General features: G+C 68.3%; 20 protein-coding genes. 8 read left to right on the top strand and 12 right to left on the bottom strand.

Going from position 1 to position 21,976, the window contains the following annotated elements:
* Positions 1 to 21: 21 nt before the first annotated feature.
* From G7Y54_RS08040 to zraS, 5 genes are all read right to left on the bottom strand, one after another.
* Positions 22 to 534 carry a GTP cyclohydrolase gene (locus G7Y54_RS08040; RefSeq protein ID WP_165078807.1) on the bottom strand — a complete coding sequence of 171 codons (513 nt, stop codon included), beginning with the start codon at positions 532 to 534 and terminating at the stop codon, positions 22 to 24.
* A 355-nt stretch (positions 535 to 889) separates the two neighbouring features.
* Positions 890 to 1,963, bottom strand: a complete 1,074-nt coding sequence (locus tag G7Y54_RS08035; protein ID WP_165078806.1) for a hypothetical protein — start codon at positions 1,961 to 1,963, stop codon at positions 890 to 892.
* Positions 1,964 to 2,116: 153 nt separating this feature from the next.
* Entirely contained in the window at positions 2,117 to 3,217 is a 1,101-nt protein-coding gene (locus tag G7Y54_RS08030) for a LacI family DNA-binding transcriptional regulator (RefSeq protein WP_165078805.1), read from the bottom strand.
* A 21-nt stretch (positions 3,218 to 3,238) separates the two neighbouring features.
* Entirely contained in the window at positions 3,239 to 4,609 is a 1,371-nt protein-coding gene (locus G7Y54_RS08025) for a sigma-54 dependent transcriptional regulator (protein WP_165078804.1), read from the bottom strand.
* 114 nt (positions 4,610 to 4,723) lie between these two features.
* Positions 4,724 to 6,325 carry a two-component system sensor histidine kinase ZraS gene (zraS, locus tag G7Y54_RS08020; protein WP_241159418.1) on the bottom strand — a complete coding sequence of 534 codons (1,602 nt, stop codon included), beginning with the start codon at positions 6,323 to 6,325 and terminating at the stop codon, positions 4,724 to 4,726.
* 189 nt (positions 6,326 to 6,514) lie between these two features.
* Between zraS and G7Y54_RS08015 the strand changes: the two genes are divergently transcribed.
* Positions 6,515 to 7,060, top strand: a complete 546-nt coding sequence (locus G7Y54_RS08015) for a periplasmic heavy metal sensor (protein ID WP_165078803.1) — start codon at positions 6,515 to 6,517, stop codon at positions 7,058 to 7,060.
* A gap of 892 nt (positions 7,061 to 7,952) precedes the next feature.
* Here G7Y54_RS08015 and G7Y54_RS08010 read toward each other — a convergent pair.
* Entirely contained in the window at positions 7,953 to 9,029 is a 1,077-nt protein-coding gene (locus G7Y54_RS08010; RefSeq protein ID WP_165078802.1) for a radical SAM protein, read from the bottom strand.
* 247 nt (positions 9,030 to 9,276) lie between these two features.
* Here G7Y54_RS08010 and G7Y54_RS08005 point away from each other — a divergent pair, with 247 nt between their 5' ends.
* Entirely contained in the window at positions 9,277 to 9,564 is a 288-nt protein-coding gene (locus G7Y54_RS08005; protein ID WP_165078801.1) for an integration host factor subunit alpha, read from the top strand.
* 253 nt (positions 9,565 to 9,817) lie between these two features.
* Here the strand turns inward: G7Y54_RS08005 and G7Y54_RS08000 are convergent, their stop codons facing one another.
* Positions 9,818 to 10,000, bottom strand: a complete 183-nt coding sequence (locus tag G7Y54_RS08000) for a hypothetical protein (protein ID WP_165078800.1) — start codon at positions 9,998 to 10,000, stop codon at positions 9,818 to 9,820.
* A 133-nt stretch (positions 10,001 to 10,133) separates the two neighbouring features.
* Here G7Y54_RS08000 and epsC point away from each other — a divergent pair, with 133 nt between their 5' ends.
* Both epsC and G7Y54_RS07990 read left to right on the top strand, forming a co-directional pair.
* A complete protein-coding gene (gene epsC, locus G7Y54_RS07995) occupies positions 10,134 to 11,069 on the top strand; it encodes a serine O-acetyltransferase EpsC (protein ID WP_165078799.1) in 936 nt (311 codons plus the stop codon).
* Complete coding sequence (locus tag G7Y54_RS07990; RefSeq protein ID WP_165078798.1) at positions 11,066 to 11,224, top strand: hypothetical protein; 159 nt, start codon at positions 11,066 to 11,068, stop codon at positions 11,222 to 11,224. Before epsC ends, G7Y54_RS07990 begins: the two co-directional genes overlap by 4 nt.
* A 7-nt stretch (positions 11,225 to 11,231) precedes the next feature.
* Here G7Y54_RS07990 and G7Y54_RS07985 read toward each other — a convergent pair whose 3' ends face one another.
* Genes G7Y54_RS07985 through G7Y54_RS07965 form a run of 5 tightly spaced genes read right to left on the bottom strand, consistent with a single transcriptional unit; the run spans position 11,232 to position 17,591 of the window.
* Positions 11,232 to 12,434, bottom strand: a complete 1,203-nt coding sequence (locus G7Y54_RS07985; RefSeq protein ID WP_241159417.1) for a sel1 repeat family protein — start codon at positions 12,432 to 12,434, stop codon at positions 11,232 to 11,234.
* The gene (locus G7Y54_RS07980; protein WP_165078797.1) at positions 12,431 to 13,723 is read right to left on the bottom strand and encodes a hypothetical protein; all 1,293 of its coding nucleotides are present in this window, start codon (positions 13,721 to 13,723) and stop codon (positions 12,431 to 12,433) included. Before G7Y54_RS07980 ends, G7Y54_RS07985 begins: the two co-directional genes overlap by 4 nt.
* Before the next feature lie 10 nt (positions 13,724 to 13,733).
* Positions 13,734 to 15,308, bottom strand: a complete 1,575-nt coding sequence (locus G7Y54_RS07975) for an MBOAT family protein (RefSeq protein WP_165078796.1) — start codon at positions 15,306 to 15,308, stop codon at positions 13,734 to 13,736.
* Positions 15,309 to 15,360: 52 nt separating this feature from the next.
* Positions 15,361 to 16,098: a P-II family nitrogen regulator gene (locus tag G7Y54_RS07970; RefSeq protein WP_165078795.1), complete on the bottom strand. Its 738-nt coding sequence runs from the start codon at positions 16,096 to 16,098 to the stop codon at positions 15,361 to 15,363.
* On the bottom strand, positions 16,095 to 17,591 hold the full coding sequence (locus tag G7Y54_RS07965; RefSeq protein WP_165078794.1) for a DUF1538 domain-containing protein: 1,497 nt from the start codon (positions 17,589 to 17,591) through the stop codon (positions 16,095 to 16,097). The genes G7Y54_RS07970 and G7Y54_RS07965 overlap by 4 nt, the downstream gene beginning before the upstream one ends.
* A 204-nt stretch (positions 17,592 to 17,795) precedes the next feature.
* On the opposite strand from G7Y54_RS07965, the gene lepB reads away from it, so the two are divergent.
* From lepB to G7Y54_RS07945, 4 genes are all read left to right on the top strand, one after another.
* The gene (gene lepB / locus G7Y54_RS07960) at positions 17,796 to 18,422 is read left to right on the top strand and encodes a signal peptidase I (protein ID WP_165078793.1); all 627 of its coding nucleotides are present in this window, start codon (positions 17,796 to 17,798) and stop codon (positions 18,420 to 18,422) included.
* Between the two features lie 15 nt (positions 18,423 to 18,437).
* Positions 18,438 to 20,015 (top strand): YifB family Mg chelatase-like AAA ATPase, encoded by a 1,578-nt coding sequence (locus G7Y54_RS07955; protein ID WP_165078792.1) that lies wholly within the window; start codon positions 18,438 to 18,440, stop codon positions 20,013 to 20,015.
* 130 nt (positions 20,016 to 20,145) lie between these two features.
* A complete protein-coding gene (locus G7Y54_RS07950; protein WP_165078791.1) occupies positions 20,146 to 20,793 on the top strand; it encodes a redox-sensing transcriptional repressor Rex in 648 nt (215 codons plus the stop codon).
* Positions 20,793 to 21,632 carry an adenosylcobinamide-GDP ribazoletransferase gene (locus G7Y54_RS07945; RefSeq protein WP_165078790.1) on the top strand — a complete coding sequence of 280 codons (840 nt, stop codon included), beginning with the start codon at positions 20,793 to 20,795 and terminating at the stop codon, positions 21,630 to 21,632. Before G7Y54_RS07950 ends, G7Y54_RS07945 begins: the two co-directional genes overlap by 1 nt.
* The last annotated feature ends 344 nt before the right edge of the window (positions 21,633 to 21,976 follow it).

The following is a 21,976-nucleotide window of genomic DNA, read 5'->3' as shown; positions in this document are numbered from 1 at the left end:
CTTGAAAAGTGTGTTGGCGGTCTAGGGGGCGACGTGACCGCTCCCGCCTTCGCAGGCCCGCCAGCGGGCGTGGAGCTCGCCGGCAAGGGCCTCGGCCCGTTGCCGCCCGCGCACGCCGTGCACGGCGAAGACCGCCCACGGGAGATCCGCGCAGCTTGCCTGCGCCGCGCGGAACACGCCTTCAAAGGCGCCGTCGCGCCGGGCCTCGTCCTCTATCTGCACAGCCGCGGCGCAGGCCGCGTCCAGCCGGCCCCGGGCCGTCGCCTCGGCCGCCACGGCACTCAGGCGCTGCGCCTTGACTTCCGGGGCCACGAAGCCGCTGGCCGCGCTCACGATGCGCTCCTTCCACGGCCGGCCCCCGGGCGTATCGAGGTCGATGGCGAGCGCCCGGGCCTTGTCCATGAGCGCCCGCGGCAGCTCTGGCGGCGGGGCGGGCGGCGTGCGCAGGAGCGCGCCCAGCCCCATGAGGACGAGCATGGCCCCGCAAAAGAGCAGGGGCACCTTCCAGCCGGTCGCCTTTTGCCGTGCGCCCATCGTGTTCTCCGATTCCCGCGTCCTGCATACCTGACCGGCACCGGGCCGGGCAAGAAAAAGCCGGTTCCCGCGGCCAGATTTTTATTGAAAAATCATTGAAAATTTTAGAAGGGCCCCCACCTGCCCGTGCCCGGCCGGGGCATGGCCGGCTGCTGCCCGCTCCCCGGGTGCCCCGGGTGGCCGCATCCATTGTGAGCCAGCGGCCCGGCGTTGCAGTCGCAGGCCCGGGATGAAGTTCCCCACAGGGCCGAAGCCCGGGCGGAACAGCCGCCAACGGCCTGGCACCCCCGAAGCCGGCTCCTGGCAGTTCCGCTGTTGTTGCGGAAACGGGCCGGCCCTGGCGCACCGCACCCCTTTATTTTGCCCGGAGGAGCTTGATGAGCACTTTTGCCATCTCAGGGGTTTCTGCCATATGGCCGTCAGGATGGGAATACACCCACGTGGTAAACGGTGAATCGGGAATATGGTGGATACCCTCCGGGAGTTCCGGCTTTGGGGTGGAGAGCGCTGCCCTGAAAAATGGCAGAAAATGGTCTTGATAATGATGGGTATCCAAGATATTTTGAACCATAAAGACAGTATTGTTGGAAAAATTTTTAATGTTTGCGACCGTACTCAGGCGATTGTTGAAAGTATTAATCATTTCTTCATCTGAAAGCCCCTTGAATCCAATTTTATATAACATAGTATGATATTCATATTTAGATATATCTGTTTGCGCGTTGACTGCAACGGCTGTTGACAAGGGGAAATACTTGGCGAATTGCATCGCAATAAATCCGCCCGCTGATGAGCCCCAAAAAAATAGATTTCTGTAATTGATGTGTAATGTTTCACAAAAGATTTTGATTACTTTGCTGAAGCACACCGTGGCATCTTCCTCCCGGGTTCCCACAAACCAGCCGGCACCAAGACGCGGGTCAAGCCTGAAGGTGGGGTCAGACACGACGAGGACATTTCCCGGAAATTTCCCTTGCGCCGCCCATTTCCACCGATAAAAGTGCGGGACTGGAGTTTTGCCGGGGATAATGGCGCTCGGGCAGAGGACAAACAAGTTTTTACTGCGGGCCGGGAAAAAGATGAAATCAAAAACCAGGCTCTTGCTCCGGCCCTGAAATGCCGTTATGGCCGACTCTTTTGAAGCGGCGAGCACCTCTTTTTCAAAATCCCGGACATCCCTCGGGGAATCGAAGCGATACCCTCTCTCCGGCGGAAAATATCGATATTCATAGGTGGAAATAACTACTTCATCATTTTCCTGGGCATAGGTCTTGGCCTGATAGATTCCTGGGGATGGAACTTCATAGATAATTTGATTATTTTTTACCCGTCCCTCAACCTGTATTTCATCATAACGGCTCACGGTATAGAGAATCGGAGCATCGCCCGAATTCGTATTTCCAACAGTATATGCCAATATTTCTTTCATGATACCTTCATGCCCAAGAGAAGTTCCCTGTGCTGGAACGCACTGTCATGAGCAGCCCCGTGCACTGCCATGGCCATGCACCTGTGCCCGTTTTCCTTGTGCACTGCTGGCATGGCGCATGCCTTCGCACGGAACAGGCGTGCATGTCCGCATTTACCGTCCCAAGGGCTTGCCGCTCTTGTGGCGGGGCGCCCCCTCAGGACAGGGCGCGCCCGTGGAGGCGCGGGGCACGAGCTCGGGGCGGATATGGCGGCGCACGGCCACCTCTGTTGCCTCGCTCTCGCCGGCCATCTTGCGGTAGAGCAGGCGGAAGGCCTCCCGCGCGTTCTGCGCCATGGAGTGCTCCACGCTCGTCAGGCTCACGCCCACGAGGTCGGAGGGGAAGTCATTGTCCAGCCCGCAGACGCTGCAATCCCCGGGCACGGAAAGGCCCGCGGCGGCCAGCGCGTCCAGCGCGCCATAGGCCATCATGTCGTTGATGGCCACGATGGCCGTGAAGGGCTCGCGCGCCTCCTCGAGCACGGCTTCCGTGATCTTGCGGCCGAGGTGCCGCTCGAGCAGGATATTGTCCCTCGCCTGCGCGTGGCTCGCAAAGCTCGTGAACAGCGAGACCTTCCCCTCCGGGCAGAGCTCGGCCCAGGCGTCGCGCAGGCCCTCGAAGCGCCGGACGCGCACCGGAAAGGCCTGGGAGAGCGGCGTGGAGATGCAGATGATGCGCCTGTGCCCGAGCCGGGCCAGGTGCCGCGCGGCCAGCGCCCCGGCCTCGCGGTTGTGCAGCTCCACGAAGTCGGCCGCGCTCTCGCCCTCGCGGTCGGCCATGATGACCATGGGGAGCTGGCGGGCGATGCGCCGCACCAAGGGCCGCGACTGCGGCATCATGGCGAAGATCACCCCGCCCACGTCCGACTCGGCCATGACGCGCAGAAGGCGCGCCTCCTCGGCGGCGTTGCCGTAGGTGGTATAGACGAGGACATTGCACTCCATGCCCGCGGCCTCGCTCTGGAGCGCCTGGACCACGGTGGAGTAATAGTAGTTGCGGATGAAGGGGCAGACCACCATGACGGTGCGCCGCGCGAAGAGCGCGCCCCGCCGCCGCGCGGCCGTGTAGCCCAGCTCCTCGGCGGTGGCGCGCACGAGGCGCACGGTCTCCTCCGCGAAGGAGACATCGGGCCGCCGCGACAAAATCATGGAGACCGTGGCCTGCGAAAGCCCGGTCTTGCGGCTCACGTCCGCCAGTGTCACCCGCCGGCTCATGCTTCGGCCATCAGCAACGCGTTAATCCTGCTCAAGGCCGTACTTGCGCAGCTTGTTGTGCAGGGTGGCCCGGGTGATGCCGAGGCGCCGGGCGGCCTCGCTCTTGTTGTCGCCGGTCTGGCGCAGGGTGTCCTCGATGGCGAGGCGTTCCACGTCCTCGAGGGCCATGCCGGCGAGGGAGATGGCGTCCTGCGGTTCCGGGGCCTCGGCGGGCTCGGGCGCGTGGGCCACGGTGTCCGGGAGTTCCGCGGGCGTCACGAGGTCGCCGCAACAGAGGATAACCGCGCGCTCCACGGCGTTTTCCAGCTCGCGCACATTGCCGGGCCACCGGTAGCGGCGCATGCTGTCCAGCGCCTGCGGCGAGAAGCCCTTGATGCTCTTGCGGTTGCGCTCGGCGAAACGCTGGAGGAAGTAGGCCGCCAAAAGCGGGATGTCGTCCCCGCGCTGGCGGAGCGCCGGCACCTCGATGGAGATGACATTGAGGCGGAAGAAGAGATCCTCGCGGAAGCGTTTTTCCTGCGCCTCGCGCAGGAGGTTGCGGTTGGTGGCCGCGATGACGCGCACATCCACGGTGATGGGCACGTCCGAGCCCACCCTCTGGATCTCGCCCTGCTGGAGCGCCCGGAGGAGCTTCGCCTGGAGCTGGAGCGGCATCTCGCCGATCTCGTCCAGAAACAGCGTGCCGCCGTTGGCCTGCACGAAGCGGCCCTCGCGGCGCCGGTCGGCGCCGGTGAAGGCGCCCTTTTCATGCCCGAAAAGCTCCGATTCCAGCAGGGTCTCGGTGAGGGCCGCGCAGTTCACGGTGACGAGCGGCTTGTCCGCCCGCGCGCTGGAGGAATGCAGGGCGCGCGCCACGAGTTCCTTGCCCGTGCCGGACTCGCCCGTAATGAGCACCGTGGCCTCGGTGGGCGCCACGGTCTCGATGAAGCCGAGCATGCGCTTGAGCGCGTCGCTCCTGCCGACGATGTCCTGGCTGCCCGAGGACTCGGTGAGCTGCCGCCTGAGCTCGCGGTTCTCCACGCTGTGCTGGGAACGCTCGATGGCCTGCTCCAGCGTTTCGCGCAAGAGGTCGAAATCGAGCGGCTTGACGAGATAGTCGTAAGCCCCGATGCGCAGGGCGTCCACGGCCGTCTCCACCGAGGAATACGCTGTCATGAGTACCACGGGCAGCGCCGGATTGTACTCCAGCATGGCCTTGAGCGCGTGGATGCCGTCCATGCGCGCCATGCGCACGTCCGAGAGCACGGCGTCGAAGGCGCGCTCGCGCACGAGGTCCACGGCCTCGTCGCCGTCCGTGGCCTCTTCCACGGTGAAACCCCAGGAGCGCAGCATGGTGCGCAGCATGCTGCGGTGGGCGTCGTCGTCATCGACCACAAGAATGGAGCTTGCCAAGCCTTCCTCCTTCATCCCTCAGCAGTGCCCGGGCGCCTTCCGAAGCGCCCGGCCAGTCCCCCGCCCGGCCTTCCCCCCGGGCCGGCGGGGCATCACAAAAATCCCTGCCGCTGCTCAGCGGCCGCCGTGCTCTTCCTCGGGCGCCAGCGGCAGCCAGATGCGGAAGATGGTCTCGCCGGCCTTGCCCTTGCCCCCGTTCCTGCCGGGCACGGCCTCCCGCGAGGAGACCGAGATCCTGCCGCCGTGGGCCGTGACGAGCTTATGCACGAGCGGGAGCCCCAGGCCCGTGCCGCTGCCCTTGGTGGTGAAATAGGGGTCGAAGATATGGTCCAGCGTGTCCGGCGACATGCCCGTGCCCGTGTCGCGCACCATGAGGCAGACGCTGTTCTTGGCGCGCGCGATGGCGATGGTCAGCGTGCCGCCGTCGGGCATGGCGTCCAGCGCGTTGAGGCAGAGGTTGAGCAGGGCCTGCCCCAGGCGCTCCATGTCCACATAGACCTTGGGCACCCGGCGCGAGGTGCGGCAGACGATCTCCACATGGCGCTCGGCCGCAGTCTGGCGGATAAGGCGCAGCACATGGGTCACGATGGCGCCGAGGTCCACCGAGCCCGGCTTCACATAGCTCGGCCGGGAGAGCCCGAGCAGGTCGGTGATGACGCGGTTCAGGCGGTTGACCTCGCGCACCATGATGGAGGCGGCCTCGCGCTCCTCGCTACCCTCGCTGAAGCGCTGGCGGAAATAGGTGGCGTAGCCCTTGATGGAGCTCAAGGGGTTGCGCACCTCGTGCGCCACGCCGGCCGCCATGGTGCCGATGGCCGCGAGCTTTTCGCGGCGCCGCACTTCCTCCTCGAGCTCGTGCACCTTGCCCTCGGCGCGGTACTGGCGCCGGCGCGACTCTGTGGCGCGCTGCGCGAAGCTCACGGCCAAAAGGCAGAGCAGGCCCATGAGAAAGGTGACGACGCCGAGCGCCGTGGCGTAGCTGCGGTTCTGGCTGCGCGTGATCTCGAAGGGGGCCACGTCCAGCCCGAGAAAGATGGTGGGCAGCGGCAGGTCCGCCGGCCAGTTCTCCCGCCCGAGCAGGAAATGGCGGTAGACCACGAAGACGCGGCGCCCCTCCATGCGCACCATGGTCCAGTGGGTCTCGTCCGTGGGGTCAAGCTCGGCCATGCGGTCTTCGTCCATCTCCGCGTCCTGCATGCGCAGGGTCTCGCCGAGGCGCGTGCGCTCGCTGTGGGCCACGATGGTGCCGTCCGGCATGGTCACGGCCACGAACTCGATGTCCGGGCTGCGCGCCATCTCCTCCAGCAGCACCTGGAGGCGCACGGCCGATTCGCCCCGAAGCCCGGTGCGCAGCGAGCTCTCAAAAGCCATGATGAGCGAGGAGCCCTTTTCGGCGAGCAGGTCGGCCATGCCCTCCTCGCTGCGCAGGATGGAGAGATAGGTCACGAGGGCCACGGCAAAGATGAGGATGAGCGCGGCGCTGCCGAGCATCCAGCCGATGGGCATGCCGAGGGCCGGATTGCGCGGGCGCGCGCCGCCCACGACCAGCCGGGCCGTGCCCTTGCCGCCCTTGCCCTCCTTCCCGCCCTTGCGGACGGACGCGCCGGAAGACAAGGACGGCTCGGGCGCCCCGGGCGACGCCGCGGTGGCGGCCCAGGCATCCCTGAGACGGCCCTCGCCCGGCGTGCCGGGCGCTGCCTCGTGCTCTGCATTCATGGGCGGAGTATAGCCGGGCGGCCGCCGCCTGTCATCTCCCGGCGGCGCCCCTTTTAACGGAGTTTTTCGCACATTTTTTGCATATCATTTCCTTAATGGTGCCGGACTGCCCGGCCCAGGACTCCGTTTTTCTGTTCCTCCGCAACGCCCTTTTGCCGTATCCTGCGCATACGCGCGAAGAACAACGCCATGTCCAAACTCCCCTGTACTCTCCTGCTCGCGGCCGCCCTGCTGGCCCCGGCCGCAGTGTCGGACGAGGCCGCGGCCCGCGGTGGCGCGCCGGCGCGCCACGCCATCCAGAACGAAACCGACCAGCATGACCTCTCCCCGGAACGCGAGGCCCACTACACGCGCTCGGTGCGCCAGTGGCTCGAAACCCTGCCCGAAGGCCAGCGGGAACAGGCGCTGAAGATCCTTCAGGAGGCCCATCCCGATGTCCACGCCCTGCGCGTGCGCATCCGTGAAAAAAAGGCCGAGCTGGAGAGCCTGCGCTTCGACAGCACGACCCCGCCCGACACCCTGCCGCGCATCGGCCTTGAGCTCCAGATGCTGCGCAGCCAGTTGCGGCGGCGCCTGCTCCATATCAGCGAGGTTTTGCGCACCGAGGTCGGCGTGCCCATGGGCCCGCTCGGCGAGGAAGGCTTCTGGCTCAACCCCTTGACCGACGACCGCCCCATTCTGCCGCGCAAGGGCTCGGGCCTCGTCAGGCCCGTGGCCGCGCCGGGCCGCAGCTAGCCGCCCACACGCCGCGCGCGTTCCTCCTCACCCCTTTTTCCCCAGGGCGCCCCATCCGGGCGCCCTGCTTTTTAGCGCCGTCCCTTCCCTCCTGTTCCTTAATCCTTAATGGGGAAGGAGTACCTCGCCCTCCCGGGCTTTCGCCTCCAGCCCCCTGCGCACTTTCTAGACACCTGGATGAAATTTTTACAGCCCATCTGGACAGATGTAAAAAAAGCATACATCCACCCCGGGCATGGCGCTCCCTACATGGTGCATGGAAATAAATTATCAATATATATTACATAGTTATCATCTAAAATATATGTTGGCACGCGGGTTGCTATAAGAAAGGGCAAGAGCGCGCCGGAAAGGGGCGCTGGAAAAACCGAAGAGAGCTTGAAAGAAACCCAAGGTTCCGCAAGAGGCCAAGGGCCCGGAACCTGGAAAAGATATACAGCGGATGGCGGAGCATGGGCCCGCATCCCCCCAACACTCTTTGACTCCGCCACCGGCGGTCAACATATAGGCAGACCAGCGAGGCGCGCATGAAGCAAATTTCCGTAGCGTCCTGAGCCCCCATCAGGGACGCCGCGATTTTCACCCCCCAACCTTCCTCCCTTACAGAACACTCTGAAACCCCCATCAGAACATCCTCCCTCCCAAGCGGCCACCGTCCCCCCGGTGGCCGCCCTTTCTTTTAACCATTGTTAGTTGGAGATTTTCCCAATTCCCCTGCAGGGGAATTGGGAAAATCTCCAACCTTACGCGCTGGCGTTTCGCGGCGGGGGCGCGGCCCCGCCGCTCACTATCGCGCGGGCGCCCCTGCCCGGGGCGCCTGTGTCCCCTCACACCGGCTGATGGGAAAATGAAGGGTGTGCGCGCTGGCGTTTCGCGGCGGGGGCGCGGACTTTTACTCCTCTACCCAGAGCCGGAGCACAGGCTCGCGCGCAAAGCGCACCTGCCCCGGCCCAAGGCCCAGAGCGGCCCAGCCCTCGCGCAGTTCTCCGCCGTGGCCCCAGAAATGCCCTTGGGCATGGGCCGGCACATCGAGATGGAGGGCGCCCGCACCTTCATGGCGGCGCAATGTCCGCAGAAGCTCCCGCACCTCCAGCCACAGGGCGCGGCCGAGCACGCGGCCCCCCAAGGCCGGATGCCACGGCCCAGACAGGAGCGCCCGGCCAAGGTCCTCCCCGGATGCCACGCCCATGCGCAGCACAAGGGCGCCGGCCTTGCGGGCCATGCGCCAGCCCTCGGCCAGCGTGTCCAGAGTCAGCTCGAGATCCCACGGCATATACTCCCCGGCGCGCCAGCGGGCGGCGAGCCCCGTGCCTTCGAGCACCAAGCAGGGGTAAAAGCGCAGGGCCGTCGCCCCGGCCTCAAGGGCCGCCCGCACATCCGCGCGAAAGACCTCGGGCGTGACGCCCGGCATGCCGGGCAGGAGCTGCACGACCAGAGCGAGCCCGGAATCCCTCACCTGCGCACAGGCCCACTTCGCCTCCCGGCCCGTGTAGCCGCGCCCCGTGAGCGCAAGCGCCCGGCCGGAAAAACTCTGGACGCCCAGTTCCACCGTGGCGCAGCCCGCGCCCGCGAGCCGGCGCAAGATCGCGGCGTCCACGCGGTCCGGCCGCGTGGAGCAACGGAAGGACGAGGCAAGGCCCGCGGCCTGCATGGCTGCGGCAAAGGCGAGGCAGGCGTCGAGCGCTTCAGGGGGAAGCGCGGTAAAAGTGCCGCCATAAAAGGCCAGCTCGGCTGGCGGGAGGCCCCGGGCCGCGCGCAGCTCGAGGCATTGGCGCGCCTCGGCCAGCAGGGGGGCGAGGTCGGCTGGCCCCGGCGCGCGCCTGCCGGTCTGCGCCTCCTGGGAGCAGAAAAGGCAGCGCCGCGGGCAGCCGAAAAAGGGCAGGAAAACGGGCACAATGGCGCGGCGCGGCGGCGCGGGCCACGCCACGGCGACGGAAACGGCGGCCCGGGAGCGGGAAGACGGCTTCATGGCACGGGTATTCCGCAAAAAAGGGAGCGTCAGGGAAAGCCCCGCAAGCAGCCCCACAGGGCGGCCGCACGCACGGGTGTGTCCCCCGGGAAAAGAGGCCGGCCGCCCTCAAGAAAGCGCTTGCCCCTTGCGGGCATTCCGCGTATTTTCCTACAAGAAATCTGTGCCCGTGGGAAGCGGCATGGCCCTCCCGGCACCAAGGCAGCCAGGCCAATGCAAAACCCGGGCAGGATGTGGAGAACCTGCCATGAAAAAAACTCTTACGAAAGCGGACATTGTGGAGGCCATCTACGAAGAGACCGACAAGAACCGCGTCGATGTGAAACAGGTGGTGGAGAAGCTGCTGGAGATCATGAAGGAGGCCATCAAGAAAGACCGTTCCCTGCTCATCAGCGGCTTCGGCAAATTCGAGTGCTACGAAAAAGCGTCCCGCAAGGGGCGCAACCCCCAGACGGACGAGACCATCACCCTGCCGCCGCGCAAGGTCATGGTGTTCCGCCTCTCCCGCAAATTCCGCGCGGAGCTCAATTCCTGAAACCAGAAGGCCGTGCCGGTTCGCCGGTGCGGCCTTCTCCGCTGCCGGGGCCCGGAGCCTCCAAAAGCGCCGGGGCCCGCGTGCATGCCGCGCTTGGCGGGCGCTTTTCCTGCTTCCGGGCGCGGGCGCTCCTGCGCCGTGCCACCCGGACCGCGCACAAGGGCTGTGCACCTGCGCGAAAAAGCCGCTCCGGCATCCCGAAGCGGCCTTTCCGGCAAAAAAGCGTCTTCTTGAAAGAGCCCGCGGCGCCCGCTCAGGCGACCACGTTGAGTTTCGCGCCGATGCCCTCGGCGGCGAGGCCCTGGCTGCGGAGCATCTGCTCCATTTCCGCGCCTTTTTCCAGCGAGCCGTTGATGAGGTTCGCGCTCATGCTGGCCTGAAAATTCATGGCCTCCTTGGTCACGGCCACACTCATGCCCATCTGTACGTCGTCCATGACATCCTCCGGCCGCCCTCCGGCGGCGCTGTTTATTGATCTTCGTCCTCCTTTTCGGCCGATACGCCGGAAACTTTAGGGGAGTTGCGGGCCGGCCGCGCCGCGTGTACACAGGGGAAAAAAGGAAGTTCCCATGGCATTTTCCCTCGGCGGAAGCGGCGTTCACGCCACGCTCGACGCGGTGACCGAGCGCCTCTGCCGCCCCGAATCCCTCGATGCTGTCTGGCACCGCCAGGCCCACGGCGCGCCCATGCCCTCGCTGGAGACCCTGCGCGAGGTCATGGGCCGGCTACGCGCGGCCATCTTCCCCGGCTATTTCGGGCCGGTGCGCGTGGGCCGCGAGTCCATGCGCTACCACCTCGCCGCCAATCTCGACACCATCCTGCGCCGCCTCGGCGAGCAGGTCGTGAGCGGCCTCTGCTTCGACTGCGCGGACAGCGAGGACGACCCGGCCTCCGGCCCCTGCGGCCGCTGCGAGGAGCGCGGGCTTTCCGCCGCGCTCGCCTTCATGGAGCGCCTGCCCGAGATCCGCCGGCTGCTCGCCGGCGACGCCACCGCCGCCTACGAGGGCGACCCGGCCGCCAGGAGCCCCGGCGAGACCATCTTCTGTTATCCCTCGCTCACGGCCATGTTCCATCACCGCGTGGCCCACGAGCTCTACCGGCTCAAGGTGCCGCTCATCCCGCGCATCATCGCGGAAATGGCGCACTCGGCCACGGGCATCGACATCCATCCCGGCGCCACCATCGGCGAGGAATTCTTCATCGACCACGGCACGGGCGTGGTCATCGGCGAGACCTGCGTCATCGGGCACGGCTGCCGCCTCTACCAGGGTGTGACCCTGGGGGCGCTCTCCTTCCCCAAGAACCCGGATGGCACGCTGACCAAGGGCATCCCGCGCCATCCCGTGCTCTGCGACAACGTGACCGTCTATGCCGGGGCGACCATCCTCGGGCGCGTCACCATCGGCAAGGGCGCGGTCATCGGCGGCAATGTGTGGATAACAGAGGATGTGCCGCCGGGCGCGCACATCTCGCAGAAAGGGAACAGCAAGGGCGGGAAGCGATGAACGGGGAACGCGGCCAGCGGCGGCGCGTCCGCAGCCTCGCGGGCGCCATGGGGCTTTTGCTCGTCTGCGCGCTGCTCGCGGCGTGCGCGGGGCAGGGCGTGGAGGTGCGACCGCGCGGGCAGGCCGTCATCAGCGTGGGCACGGGCAGCCGCTGAGGGGCGGTCAGCGCGCGGCGCGCGTTTCGTGATACACGGCCGGCACCATGTACATGAGGCTCATCTGGCCGTGGGTGGGCGCGTACTGCGTGGCCACGAGGGTGGAGCCGAGGTTCCAGAGGCGCGAATCCTCGCCCTCGCCGGCCGAGGGCGTGCCGAAGCGGCCCTCCACCATCTTGAGGATGGCCTCGGCCCGGGCCTTGTCCGGCGCGGGATAGTCGATCTTGATGAAGGCGAGCCGCGCGTCCTTGCCGCGCCCGTAGCAGACGGCCATTTCGGTGGCGCCGGGTACCACGCGGCTGGCGTCGTACGTGTCGCAGATCTTGCCCGCATCCTCGCTGCGCGGCGCGGCTCCGGCCTTGTGCAGGGCTTCGCGCATGCCGGCGCGCGTGGCCGTGTCGAGCTTTTGCCCGAAGAGCACCGCGGGCTCCTTGCCATCGCCCGCCATGAGCCTGAGCTCCTCGATGGCCGCCGGCAGTCCCTCCATGGCCGCGGCATAGAGCAACAGGCTCGCGCGCTGCGGATTGACCGCCACACCCCGGCCCACGCGGTAGAAATGCCCGAGCCGGCCGAGCGCCTCGCGCTGGCGCTGGGAGGCGGCGCGGCTGTACCATGCGGCGGCCGCGGCGTCGTCGCGGGGCACGCCGCGCCCGTGCTCATAGAGAAAGCCCAGATTGTACTGCGCCTCGGGCTGGCCCTGGCGCGCGGCGAGGTCGAACCAGCGCGCCGCCTCGGCCGGGTTGGCCTCCATGCCGCGCCCCTGCTCGAGCATGCGGCCGTAATTGCTCATGCCCGAGGCGTTCCCCGCCTCGGCGGCCTTGGCAAACCAGTGGAGCGCCCGGCCCACATCCGGCTCCACGCCCTGGCCCTGGTCATAGAGGACGCCCAGGTTGTTCATGGCCTGGCCGTCGCCCTCTTCCGCCAGTTTCTCCCAGATGGCCCGCGCCTTGGCAATGTCGCCGGCGGCAAAGGCCCGCGCCGCGTCCCCGGCCGGCCCTTCGGGCCACACGGGCGCCGGGGGCTCGGGGAGCGGTGTCGCCGCGGCAGCGGAAGCGGGGGCCGGGCTTGCCGGAGCCGGGGTCGAAGCGGGCGCTGGCGCCTTCGCGCCGCTCTTCTGCGCCGCCCAGGGCACGCCAGCCGCCAGCGCGAGCGCCAGCAGCACGGCGCAGGCCAGCGCGGTCTTCTTGAGCAGGGAAAGCACACCATTCATGGCCGGTCCTTCCTCGGGGCGCCAGCTTCACTCCCGGGCGGCACGTCGCCCGGCGTCCGCTTGGGGCAGCCGAGGCGCATGAAGTCCGTCTCCGGGAGCGGGGTCAGGCGGCTGTCCGGCACGATCACATGCCCGGCCCAGCCGCTGATGACCGCATCCAACTTTTCCATGTCCACATAGGGGAGCAGGGCCGGCCAGCGGTCGGCCATGCGGCGCAGGATGCGCGCATAGCTTACTTCGCCGCCGTGAAAGCCGTCAATGAATTCGCAGTCGCCGGAGGCGAAGCCTGCCGCGTCCGTGCAGTCGAGGGCGTCGATGCCGCGGCTTGCCAGCGCCTCGCGCAGGCGGAAGAGATGCGGCCAGGCCCCGGGCGTTTTGCGCATGGCCTCAAGCACCCTGGGGGAGAGCGGCGCGATGAACACGAAGGTCTTGACGCCCCGGCTGCGCAGCCGGCACCAGATCTCGGCGAAGGCGTCCAGATGCGCCTCCGAGGGGCCGTCCTGCCCGGGCCGCGCGCGGTAGAAGGCCTTGCTGCCTTGGGCCACCTGCGCGAGCGTGTCGCGGAACTGGAAGTCCAGCGGGAGCTTCTGGCCCGTGGCCTCGGCCGTGGCATACCACGAGCCGTCCGGGCCGAAGCCGTCGTCGGTCTGCTGGGCCATGATGCCGAAGCGGTCTTCGCGAAAGCCCGCGCCGAAGAGGCCGAGCAACGGCGCGGCGAGCTCCCGCGGGGAGATCTTGCCCTCCAGCAGCCACTGCCACGGCTTTTTCAGGCTCGAAAAGCCGTAATTGTACGAGCCGCTGGTGGGCGGCACCTCCTTGAAGGGCTCAGCCTCCCACTGCGGCAGGAACCACCAGAAATCGAGGCCCAGGATGACGGCCCCTGGCTTGTGGATGCGCAGCATGGCGTCCACGGTGGAGCGGAGCACGGCGAGATTGCCCGCCACGCCGCCCATGTTGCAGAAGGGCTTGCGGAACCACGCCCCGCGGAACTGCATGACGCGGGAAGAGCCCACGGCCGCGATGTCGGGCTTTATGGCCGCATAGAGCCTGAGCTTGTAGTCCACGAAATCCTGTGACACGCCGGAGCCGAAGAGGGCGAAGCGGCCGGAACCTTGCGCGGCCACGGCGCGCTCCACGGCGGCGTCGCCGCTTGCGTGGAGCCACCATGCCGCATAGGGCGCGAGCACGAGCAGCCCGAAAAGCCCGAGCCCCGCCAGGATGAGGAAATAGCGGGTGAGCCATGCCGCCGCTTGCGGCGCTTGCGTGGCCTGTGTCTCCGTCGCGCGCATGTCTTCCCGCCTAGAACTGGAAATAGAGAAACACGGTTTCCCGCGAGGCCAGCACCAGCGCGGCGAAGCCCAGCAGCGCGAGCGCCGCGGCCCATCCCGTCGTCGGGCGCCAGCGCACGCGGGGCCCGGCGCCCTCCTTCCTCCCGAACACCACCTCCTGGCTGTTGGGACAGCACCAGACGATGACGCCGCACACGGCGAGCAGCGCAAAGGGCAGCCAGCCGCTGAAAAAACGGTTGGGTAATAGCGCGGCCATGAGGCTGCCGGGCGCGGCCGGGTCGAGCCGGGCGAGAAAGCCCTCAAGCCCCGCCCCGGCGTCGGGCGCCATGAGCGGCGGCCACACGTCAGGCCCGGCGCCGGCCATGGCCGTGTAGATGGTCAGGGCCGTGTCAAGGTTTGGCGCGCGGAACACCACCCAGCAGAGATTGATGCAGAAAAAGGTGAAGGCCACGCAGACAAGGCGCCCGGGCGCGGCGCCGAGCAGCCGTTCCGCCAGCGTCCCGCGCGTACAGGCGCGGAAAAAGTGGTTCACCGACAGCATGGTTCCGTGGAGCGCGCCCCAGACGATGAAGGTCCAGCCGGCGCCGTGCCAGGCGCCGCCGATGAGCATGGTCAGGAAGAGGTTCGCATACTGGCGCGGGCGCCCGCGCCGGTTGCCGCCGAGCGGAATATAGAGAAAGTCCCTGAGCCACGCGCCGAGGGTGATGTGCCAGCGCCGCCAGAAGTCCACGATGCCCGTGGCCTTGTAGGGCGAGGCGAAATTCTCGGGGAGCCTGAGGCCCAGCATGAGGCCGAGGCCGAGGGCCATGTCCGTATAGCCGGAAAAGTCGAAATACAGCTGGAAGGTATAGGCGAGCGAGCCGAGCCACGCCTCCAGCGTGGAGGGCCAGATGCCCCGGGCCGCGGCGTTGAACACCGCGTCCGCATAGGCGCCGATGCTGTCCGCCAGGAGCACCTTCTTGCCGAGCCCGAGCGTGAACAGGGTGAAGCCTTGGGCGAGGTTTTCGGCCCGAAGGCCCGCGAGCGCCCCCAGTTGCGGGCCCATTTGGCCATAGCGCACGATGGGCCCGGAAATCACCCACGCGAAGCAGGAGGTGAAGAGCGCGTGCGCGGCCAGGCCCTCGGGCGCCGTTTCGCGCCGGTAGACGGCCACGAGCCACGCGATCTGGATGAAGGTGTAGAAGGAGATGCCGAGCGGCAGGCCGGCCGGCGTGAAGCTCCAGTCCGCCCCGCAAAGCCTGGCCGCGCAGTCCGTGAGAAAGCCAGCGTACTTGAACCAGAGGAGCGGCAGCAGGTTGCAGGCGAGCGCAAGGGCGAGCAGGCTCTTGCGGGTGAGGCGCCTTTTGCCCGCGCCCTCCTGTTGCGGCGCGGCGAGCGCCGTGCCGAAGGCGTGGTTCATGACGATGAGGCCGAGCAGCAGCACAAGGAAGCCGGGGCCCCAGAAGGCGTAGAAGACGAGCGACAGCGCGAGCAAAAGCCAGCCGAGAGCCTGCGCGGGCTGCGCCGCCGCGCGCGCCGCGAGCTGCCACGCGGCGAGGGTGAGCGGCAGGAAGCAGAAAAGGAAGCTGTAGGAGCTGAAGAGCATGTCGACCCTGCCTACGGGCGCCCGCGGGAAGTTTCAGGCTGCGCCCGCGGCCTCAGCGGACTTCGTTGCCCCGGCCGGGCCCCAGCGGGAAGAAGTCCTCGGCGGCCACGCTGAAGATGATGCCCGAGCCCGGCTCCTCAAGGCAGGGCGCCCTGCGCACGGCCTCGAAAATGGCCGGCGCCGCGTCGTCCGGCGCCAGCACGAGCAGCACTTCCTTTTCCGGCACGATGGTGATGCCGAAAAAGCTGGCGTCGGCCTCGGTGCCCGTGCCGCGCGCCTTGAGGATGGTGCCGCCGCCCGCGCCCGCGGCCCTGGCCGCGGCCATGAGGTCGTCGGCGTAGCCCGCGTTGACGATGGCGAAGATGAGCTGGTGCCCGGCGGGCTTTTGCGGGGCTGTGTCGTGCATGGCCTCCCCCTGGGGGCGCCCGCCGGGGGCGGGCTTTTCCGGCTTCGGCGCCGGTCTCGACAGGGCGCCGCGGACGATGGCGTTGACGTCGAGAACGATGCCTATGCCCGTGGTCTTGCGGAAGACCTCCGGCGAGCCGCGCACCGCGGCGATGATTTCCTGCATGTCGGGCGCGGGCGCCAGCACGAAGACGAGGTCTTTTTCGGTATCGGCGAGGCAGAGCAACTGCAACAGGCGGTTCGCCGCGCAGCCGCGCCCGGTGAGGATGGTGCCGCCGCGCGCGCCGGCCGCCCTCGCCACGCGCGCCACGCGGTCGCCCGCGCCATGGCGCGTCACCACGATGAGCAGCTTGCCTGAGGCGAAGCTCGGGAAATCACTGGTCATGCGCCCTCCCCGCCTGCCGGGGCTGGTGGCGGCGGCGCGGCCGAAAGGCGCCGCGCCGCCCTGCCGTAAAGGATGCCGAGCGCCTGGATGGCGATGAGCGGCGTCATGGCGATGAGCGCGATGACGCCGAAGGCGTCGGTGATGGGGTTGCCCCCGAGGCCGCCGGAGGCGCCGAGGGTGAAGGCGAGGATGAAGGTCGAGGCCATGGGCCCCGAGGCCACGCCGCCCGAGTCAAAGGCGATGGCCGTGAACATGGGCGGGCACAAAAAGGTCAGGCCGAGCGCCAGCGCGTAGCCCGGGATGAGGAAGTACCAGAGCGAGAGCCCCCCGGCCACGCGGAACATGGCGAGCCCCACGGCCGAGGCCACGCCGATGCAGAGCGTGACGAGGATGACGCGGCTGCGCACGCTGCCGCCCGAGACCTCCTCCACCTGCGCGGTCAGAACCCACACCGCCGGCTCGGCGAGCACGGCCAGCGCGCCGAGCACCACGCCTGTGACTATGAGCATCCACGCGGGATGCGTCACCGCGATGATCCGCCCGAGGGAAGTCCCGGCGGGGATGAAACCGCCCTTGACGCCCACGAAAAAGCAGACCAGCCCGAGAAAGGTGTACATCAGGCCCATGACCACGCGCACCAAGCGCATGCGCGTCATCCGGCGCAAGAGGAAGATGCGGAACGCGGCGAAGAGCACGACGAGCGGCGCCAGCGCCATGCCCACTTCAAAGGCCGTGCCCGGCACGAGGGCGAAAAAATGGGCCGCGAGGCCGGCCGCGCCCTCTTCGGCCAGGGCCGGGGCGGCGGCGCCCGCGCCCTTGTGCAGCATGCCGAGCAGGAGGACAGAGAGGATGGGCCCGATGGAGGCGAGGCCAATGAGCCCGAAGCTGTCGTCGCGCCCGTCGCCCCCGCGCACGGCGGCCACGCCCACGCCGAGGGCCATGATGAAGGGCACGGTCATGGGGCCGGTGGTGGCGCCGCCGGCGTCGAAGGCCACGCCGAGAAAGGCCGGGGCCGTGAAGGCCGCGCAGGCGAAGATGACGCCGTAAAATATGAGCAGGAGCAGCCGGAGCGACACCTGGAAGACGATGCGCGCGAGCGCCACGGCCACGAAAAGGCCCACGCCCACGGCGATCATGCCCACGAGCACGAGGTTCGAGATGCCCGGGTCCACCGCGGAGACCTGCTGGGCGAGCACATGCACGTCCGGCTCGGCCACGGTGATGAAGAAGCCGATGACAAAGCCAGCTCCGAGCAGAAGCGGCAGGTTGCGCCGCGAGGTGAGCGCCGAGCCCGCGCGGCTGCCCACCGGCACCACGCCGATCTCCGCGCCGAGCAAGAAGACCGCGAGCCCCAGGATGAGCAGCACGCCGCCGGCGAGAAAGCGGCCAAGCTCGTCCCCGAGCGGCGCGGCCGTGAAATGGAGCAGCCAGACCACGCCCATGACGGGAATGACCGAAGTGGCCGCTTCTTTCAGTTTCTCGAGCAGGATCATGCGCCCTCACCCCGCAAGGCTTTTGTCGTCCTTGTTGTATAGGAAAAAGGATGCGCAGGGTCAAGGCGCGGGCGCCGCAAGCGCCCGGGGCGCCCCAACTCCGCCGCCCGCGCGCGGGGCCGCGCCGGCTTGCCATTCCGCCCCCGAGGGGGCATACTGCCGAATCCCCGCTTTCATGCGGGCTCCCTCCCCCAAAGGACGCCCATGAAGCCCATCACCCTCCAGCGCCGGCCGCGCGGCAAAAAGTCCCTGTGGCGCGAATATGCGGAAGCGCTCGCCGTGGCGCTCATCCTGGCCTTCGTCATCCGCACCTTCATCGTCCAGGCCTTCAAGATCCCGTCGGAATCCATGGTGGGCACCCTGCTCGTGGGCGACCACCTGCTCGCCAGCAAGTTCGCCTATGGCGTCAAGATCCCCTTCACCGACACCTATCTCTACGAGGGCGACGAGCCCGCGCGCGGCGACATCATCATCTTCCGCTATCCCAACGACAAAAGCGTGGACTATATCAAGCGCATCATCGGCGTACCCGGCGATGTCATCGAGGTGCGCGACAAGCAGCTCTACCGCAACGGCCAGCCCGTGAAGGAGAGCTATATCCGCCACAGCGACCCCACGGGCCGCGAGCCCGTGCGTGACAACTACGCGCCCGTGACCGTGCCGCCGGGCAAGTACTTCGTCATGGGCGACAACCGCGACAATTCGCTGGACTCGCGCTTCTGGGGCTTCGTGGACAAGAGCGACATCAAGGCCAAGGCCTGGCGCATCTACTGGTCCTGGGGCGGCCTTGACGACATCCGCTGGTCGCGCATCGGCCAGAAGCTCCTTTAACGGCCGGCGGCGCGCGTGATCGTCCGCCTCTTGAGCGGCGCCCTCTCCGGGGTGGACGCCTACCCCGTGGAAGTGGAGGTGGACTACGCCCGTCAGGGCCTGCCCGGCTTCAGCCTCGTGGGCCTGCCCGAGACCGAGGTGCGCGAGGCGCGCGACCGCGTGTTCGCCGCGCTGCGGGCCAGCGGCTTCAAGCTGGCGCCGGCCCGCGTCACCGTCAACCTCGCCCCGGCCGGGCAGCGCAAGTCCGGCGCGGGCTATGACCTGCCGTTGGCGCTCGGGCTGCTCGCGGCGGCCGGGCTCGTGCCGGCCGAACGCGCGGAGCGCCTCGTCTTCACGGGCGAGCTCTCCCTCTCGGGCGGGCTTCGGCCCGTGCGCGGCGTGCTGCCGCTGGCCCTGCTCACGCGGGAGCTCCATGCGCAAGGCCGCGCCGACGGCCTCGTGGTGCCACCGGCCAATGCCGCCGAGGCGAGTGTGGTGGCGGGGCTTTCGGTCATCGCGCCGCCAAGCCTCGCGGCCTGTGCGGCCTTCCTCGCCGGGGAGGACGCATCGGAACTTCCGCCCCGGCCGGAGCCCGCGGCCCCGGACGCCGCTCCCGTGCCGGACTTCGCCGAAGTCAAGGGACAGGAGGCGGCCAAGCGCGCCCTTGAGATCGCCGCGGCCGGCGGCCACAATATCCTGCTGGTGGGCCCTCCCGGCAGCGGCAAGACCATGCTCGCCCGGCGCCTCCCGGGCATTTTGCCGCCGCTCTCCTTCGAGGAGGCGCTGGACGTGACGCGCATCCTGAGCGTGGCCGGCCAGCTCGCGCCGGACTCGGGCCTTGTCACCGAGCGCCCCTTCCGCGCACCGCATCATACCGTCTCGGACGTGGCCCTCGTGGGCGGCGGGCGCACGCCGCGCCCCGGCGAGGTGAGTCTGGCGCACCGGGGCGTGCTCTTTCTCGACGAACTCCCCGAATTTCCGCGCGCCGCGCTGGAAGCGCTGCGCCAGCCGCTGGAGGATGGCATGGTCACGGTGTCCCGCGCCGCGGGGAGCGTGACGTATCCCGCGCGCTTCATCCTCGTGGCGGCCATGAATCCCTGCCCCTGCGGCCATTATGGCGACAGCGCCCACGCCTGCGCCTGCCGCCCCGAAGAGGTGGCGCGCTACAGGCGCAGGCTCTCCGGGCCGCTGCTCGACCGCATCGACCTGCATGTGGACGCGCCGCAGGTGAGCTATGCCGAGTTCCGGCCCGGCAGCCCTACCGTGCCCGAGCGCTGGAGCAGCGCGGCCATGCGCGGGCGCGTGCTCGCCGCCCGGGCGGCGCAGGCGGCGCGGGCTTCCGCCGAAGGGGGCGCCCACGCGGCGCCAGCGCTCAACGCCACGCTTTCCGGGCGCGAGCTGGAACGCCACTGCGCCCTGGACGCGGCCGGCCACGCCCTCATGGAAGCGGCCATGGACCGCCTCGGCCTCTCGGCCCGCGCCTGCACGCGCATCCTGCGCGTGGCCCGCACCATCGCAGACCTCGAGGGCGCCGGCGCCATCGGCGAGGCCCACCTTGCCGAGGCCGTGGGCCTGCGCCTCCTCGACCGCCAGGGCGGCCATTCGGGCCGCTAGTCCCTTTCCCCCGGCCGGCGCCCCTGCGCCGGGGCGCTTGCACCGCGGCTTTTTTTCACGTATCGCATACGCTGACGGGGCGCGCTCGGCACCCGGCGCACCGCCAGACTTTCGCCCCAAGGAAAGGATCATGACTACCGCCCCCAAGAGCAAACATATCCCCCGCGCCACCATCCAGCGGCTCGCCATCTATGTGCAGGTTCTGGAAAACCTTGCCCGCGACGGCGTGGAGGTGGTGTCCTCCAATCCCCTCGCCGAGGCCTGCGGCGTCAACGGCTCGCAGGTGCGCAAGGACCTCGCCTATTTCGGCGAGTTCGGCGTGCGCGGCGTGGGCTACCGCGTGGACGCGCTCATCGCGGCCATCAAGAACGCCCTCGGCGTCAACCGCGAGTGGCGCATGGCCCTCGTGGGCGCGGGCAATCTCGGGCGCGCCATCCTCAACCACGGCGATTTCCGCGCGCGCGGCTTCAATATCGTGGGCGTTTTCGACTGCGACCCCTTCAAGATCGGCGAGATCATGCACGGCCTCGAAGTGCGCTGCACCGACGATTTGCCCGCGTGCGCGCCCGAGCTCGACATCCAGATGGGCATCATCACGACCCCGCCGGAACGCGCCCAGCGCGCGGCCAACCACATCGTGGAGGCGGGCATCACTTCCATCCTCACCTTCGCGCCGGCCCGCATCAAGGTGCCCGAGCATGTGCACGTGGAATATGTGGACTTTTTCCACCACCTCTATGCCCTCGCCTTCGCCCAGACCCAGGGGGGCCGCGCCTAGTGGGGGCGTGGAGGCCCGCCGGAGCGGGCCTTGCCGGCGCCCTCGCCTTTCTGAGCCGCTTCGCCCTGCCGCGCACGGCCGCCGCCATGCCGGGACCCAACGCGCCCGGGCTTGACCGCGCCCTCGCCTGGTTCGGGCCCGCGGGCCTCGTGCTCGGCTGCATCTGGACACTCCCGGCGCTCGCGCTGCCTGGGCTTTTCGCCTGGGGGGACGGTGCGGGATGCCCGCAGTGGCCGCAAGCCCTGCTCGCCGGCTGGATCTGGCTCTTCCTCTCGGTCTGGACGACCTTCGGCCTGCACTGGGACGGCACCGCCGATTTGGGCGACGCCGAGGGCAGCGGCGCCACGGGCGAGCGCTTCCGCGAGATCCTCGCCGACAGCCGGCTCGGCGCCTTCGGGGCCCTGCGCCTGCTCCTCGTGTTCGGCGGGGAGTGGTGCGCCGTGAGCTGGCACGCCGCCCGGGTGTTCGCGGCTGACGATCCCATGGCTGGCGCCGCCCTCGCGCTCCCGCTGGCGCTGGCCCCGGCCTGGGGCCGAGGGGCTGCCGTGCTGCTCGCGCACATGGGCCCGCCCCGCAAGGGGCCCGGGCTCGGCGCCCTGGCCTGTGCCGCCGCCAGGCCCGGGATACGCGCGCTCTACCGCATGGCCGGCCTTGCGGCCTGCGCGGGCCTCGTGATGCTCGGGCTGCCGCCCTTGCGCGCGGGCCTGTTGCTCATGGCGCAAATCCTCCTCCTGCGCCGCCTGACAGGTCTTGCCCGGCGCGAGGGCGGCCTTTCCGGCGATTTTTTCGGCGCTGCCATCGAGGAAGGCACGCTGTGCTTCTTGCTCTTCACCCTCTAGCCGCTCTCCTAAGCCCAAGAAAAAGCATGTTACACAAAGCCCTTGAGAGACCTTCCTTATGTCCGGCTGGAGCGCAGCGGAAGCCGGGTGGTCGTGCCGGAAGAATCCTAAAAAATAAGATTTTTTGGTGCTTGCAAGGAAGAAAAATAATTTCCGAAGGGAGTGTACTTAAGTACTCGACCGAGGAAATTTTTTTCTGACGCAGCAAGCAGCAAAGCGGTAGCCGTTAGCAGGCTCTGCCTGCTTACGGATAGCGACAATGGCATCGTTGGTTGACATTTGCGGCGACTTGTTGCTGTCTTCATCCGTAGCTTCCTGCGTCGCAACGGCTGAAGCAAGGCTGT

Source organism: Desulfovibrio sp. ZJ746 (genome assembly GCF_011039155.1).
Taxonomy (GTDB): domain Bacteria; phylum Desulfobacterota; class Desulfovibrionia; order Desulfovibrionales; family Desulfovibrionaceae; genus Desulfovibrio.
Note: the sequence above shows the minus strand (reverse complement) of the source record. Positions and strands in the feature narration are given on the sequence as shown.

Excerpts from the sequence above, each read along its gene's own strand:
- G7Y54_RS08040 (WP_165078807.1), bottom strand. The coding sequence starts at position 534 with ATGGGCGCACGGCAAAAGGCGACCGGCTGGAAGGTGCCCCTGCTCTTT.
- G7Y54_RS08035 (WP_165078806.1), bottom strand. The coding sequence starts at position 1,963 with ATGAAAGAAATATTGGCATATACTGTTGGAAATACGAATTCGGGCGAT.
- G7Y54_RS08030 (WP_165078805.1), bottom strand. The coding sequence starts at position 3,217 with ATGAGCCGGCGGGTGACACTGGCGGACGTGAGCCGCAAGACCGGGCTT.
- zraS (WP_241159418.1), bottom strand. The coding sequence starts at position 6,325 with ATGAATGCAGAGCACGAGGCAGCGCCCGGCACGCCGGGCGAGGGCCGT.
- G7Y54_RS08015 (WP_165078803.1), top strand. The coding sequence starts at position 6,515 with ATGTCCAAACTCCCCTGTACTCTCCTGCTCGCGGCCGCCCTGCTGGCC.
- G7Y54_RS08010 (WP_165078802.1), bottom strand. The coding sequence starts at position 9,029 with ATGAAGCCGTCTTCCCGCTCCCGGGCCGCCGTTTCCGTCGCCGTGGCG.
- G7Y54_RS08005 (WP_165078801.1), top strand. The coding sequence starts at position 9,277 with ATGAAAAAAACTCTTACGAAAGCGGACATTGTGGAGGCCATCTACGAA.
- G7Y54_RS08000 (WP_165078800.1), bottom strand. The coding sequence starts at position 10,000 with ATGGACGACGTACAGATGGGCATGAGTGTGGCCGTGACCAAGGAGGCC.
- epsC (WP_165078799.1), top strand. The coding sequence starts at position 10,134 with ATGGCATTTTCCCTCGGCGGAAGCGGCGTTCACGCCACGCTCGACGCG.
- G7Y54_RS07990 (WP_165078798.1), top strand. The coding sequence starts at position 11,066 with ATGAACGGGGAACGCGGCCAGCGGCGGCGCGTCCGCAGCCTCGCGGGC.
- G7Y54_RS07985 (WP_241159417.1), bottom strand. The coding sequence starts at position 12,434 with ATGAATGGTGTGCTTTCCCTGCTCAAGAAGACCGCGCTGGCCTGCGCC.
- G7Y54_RS07980 (WP_165078797.1), bottom strand. The coding sequence starts at position 13,723 with ATGCGCGCGACGGAGACACAGGCCACGCAAGCGCCGCAAGCGGCGGCA.
- G7Y54_RS07975 (WP_165078796.1), bottom strand. The coding sequence starts at position 15,308 with ATGCTCTTCAGCTCCTACAGCTTCCTTTTCTGCTTCCTGCCGCTCACC.
- G7Y54_RS07970 (WP_165078795.1), bottom strand. The coding sequence starts at position 16,098 with ATGACCAGTGATTTCCCGAGCTTCGCCTCAGGCAAGCTGCTCATCGTG.
- G7Y54_RS07965 (WP_165078794.1), bottom strand. The coding sequence starts at position 17,591 with ATGATCCTGCTCGAGAAACTGAAAGAAGCGGCCACTTCGGTCATTCCC.
- lepB (WP_165078793.1), top strand. The coding sequence starts at position 17,796 with ATGAAGCCCATCACCCTCCAGCGCCGGCCGCGCGGCAAAAAGTCCCTG.
- G7Y54_RS07950 (WP_165078791.1), top strand. The coding sequence starts at position 20,146 with ATGACTACCGCCCCCAAGAGCAAACATATCCCCCGCGCCACCATCCAG.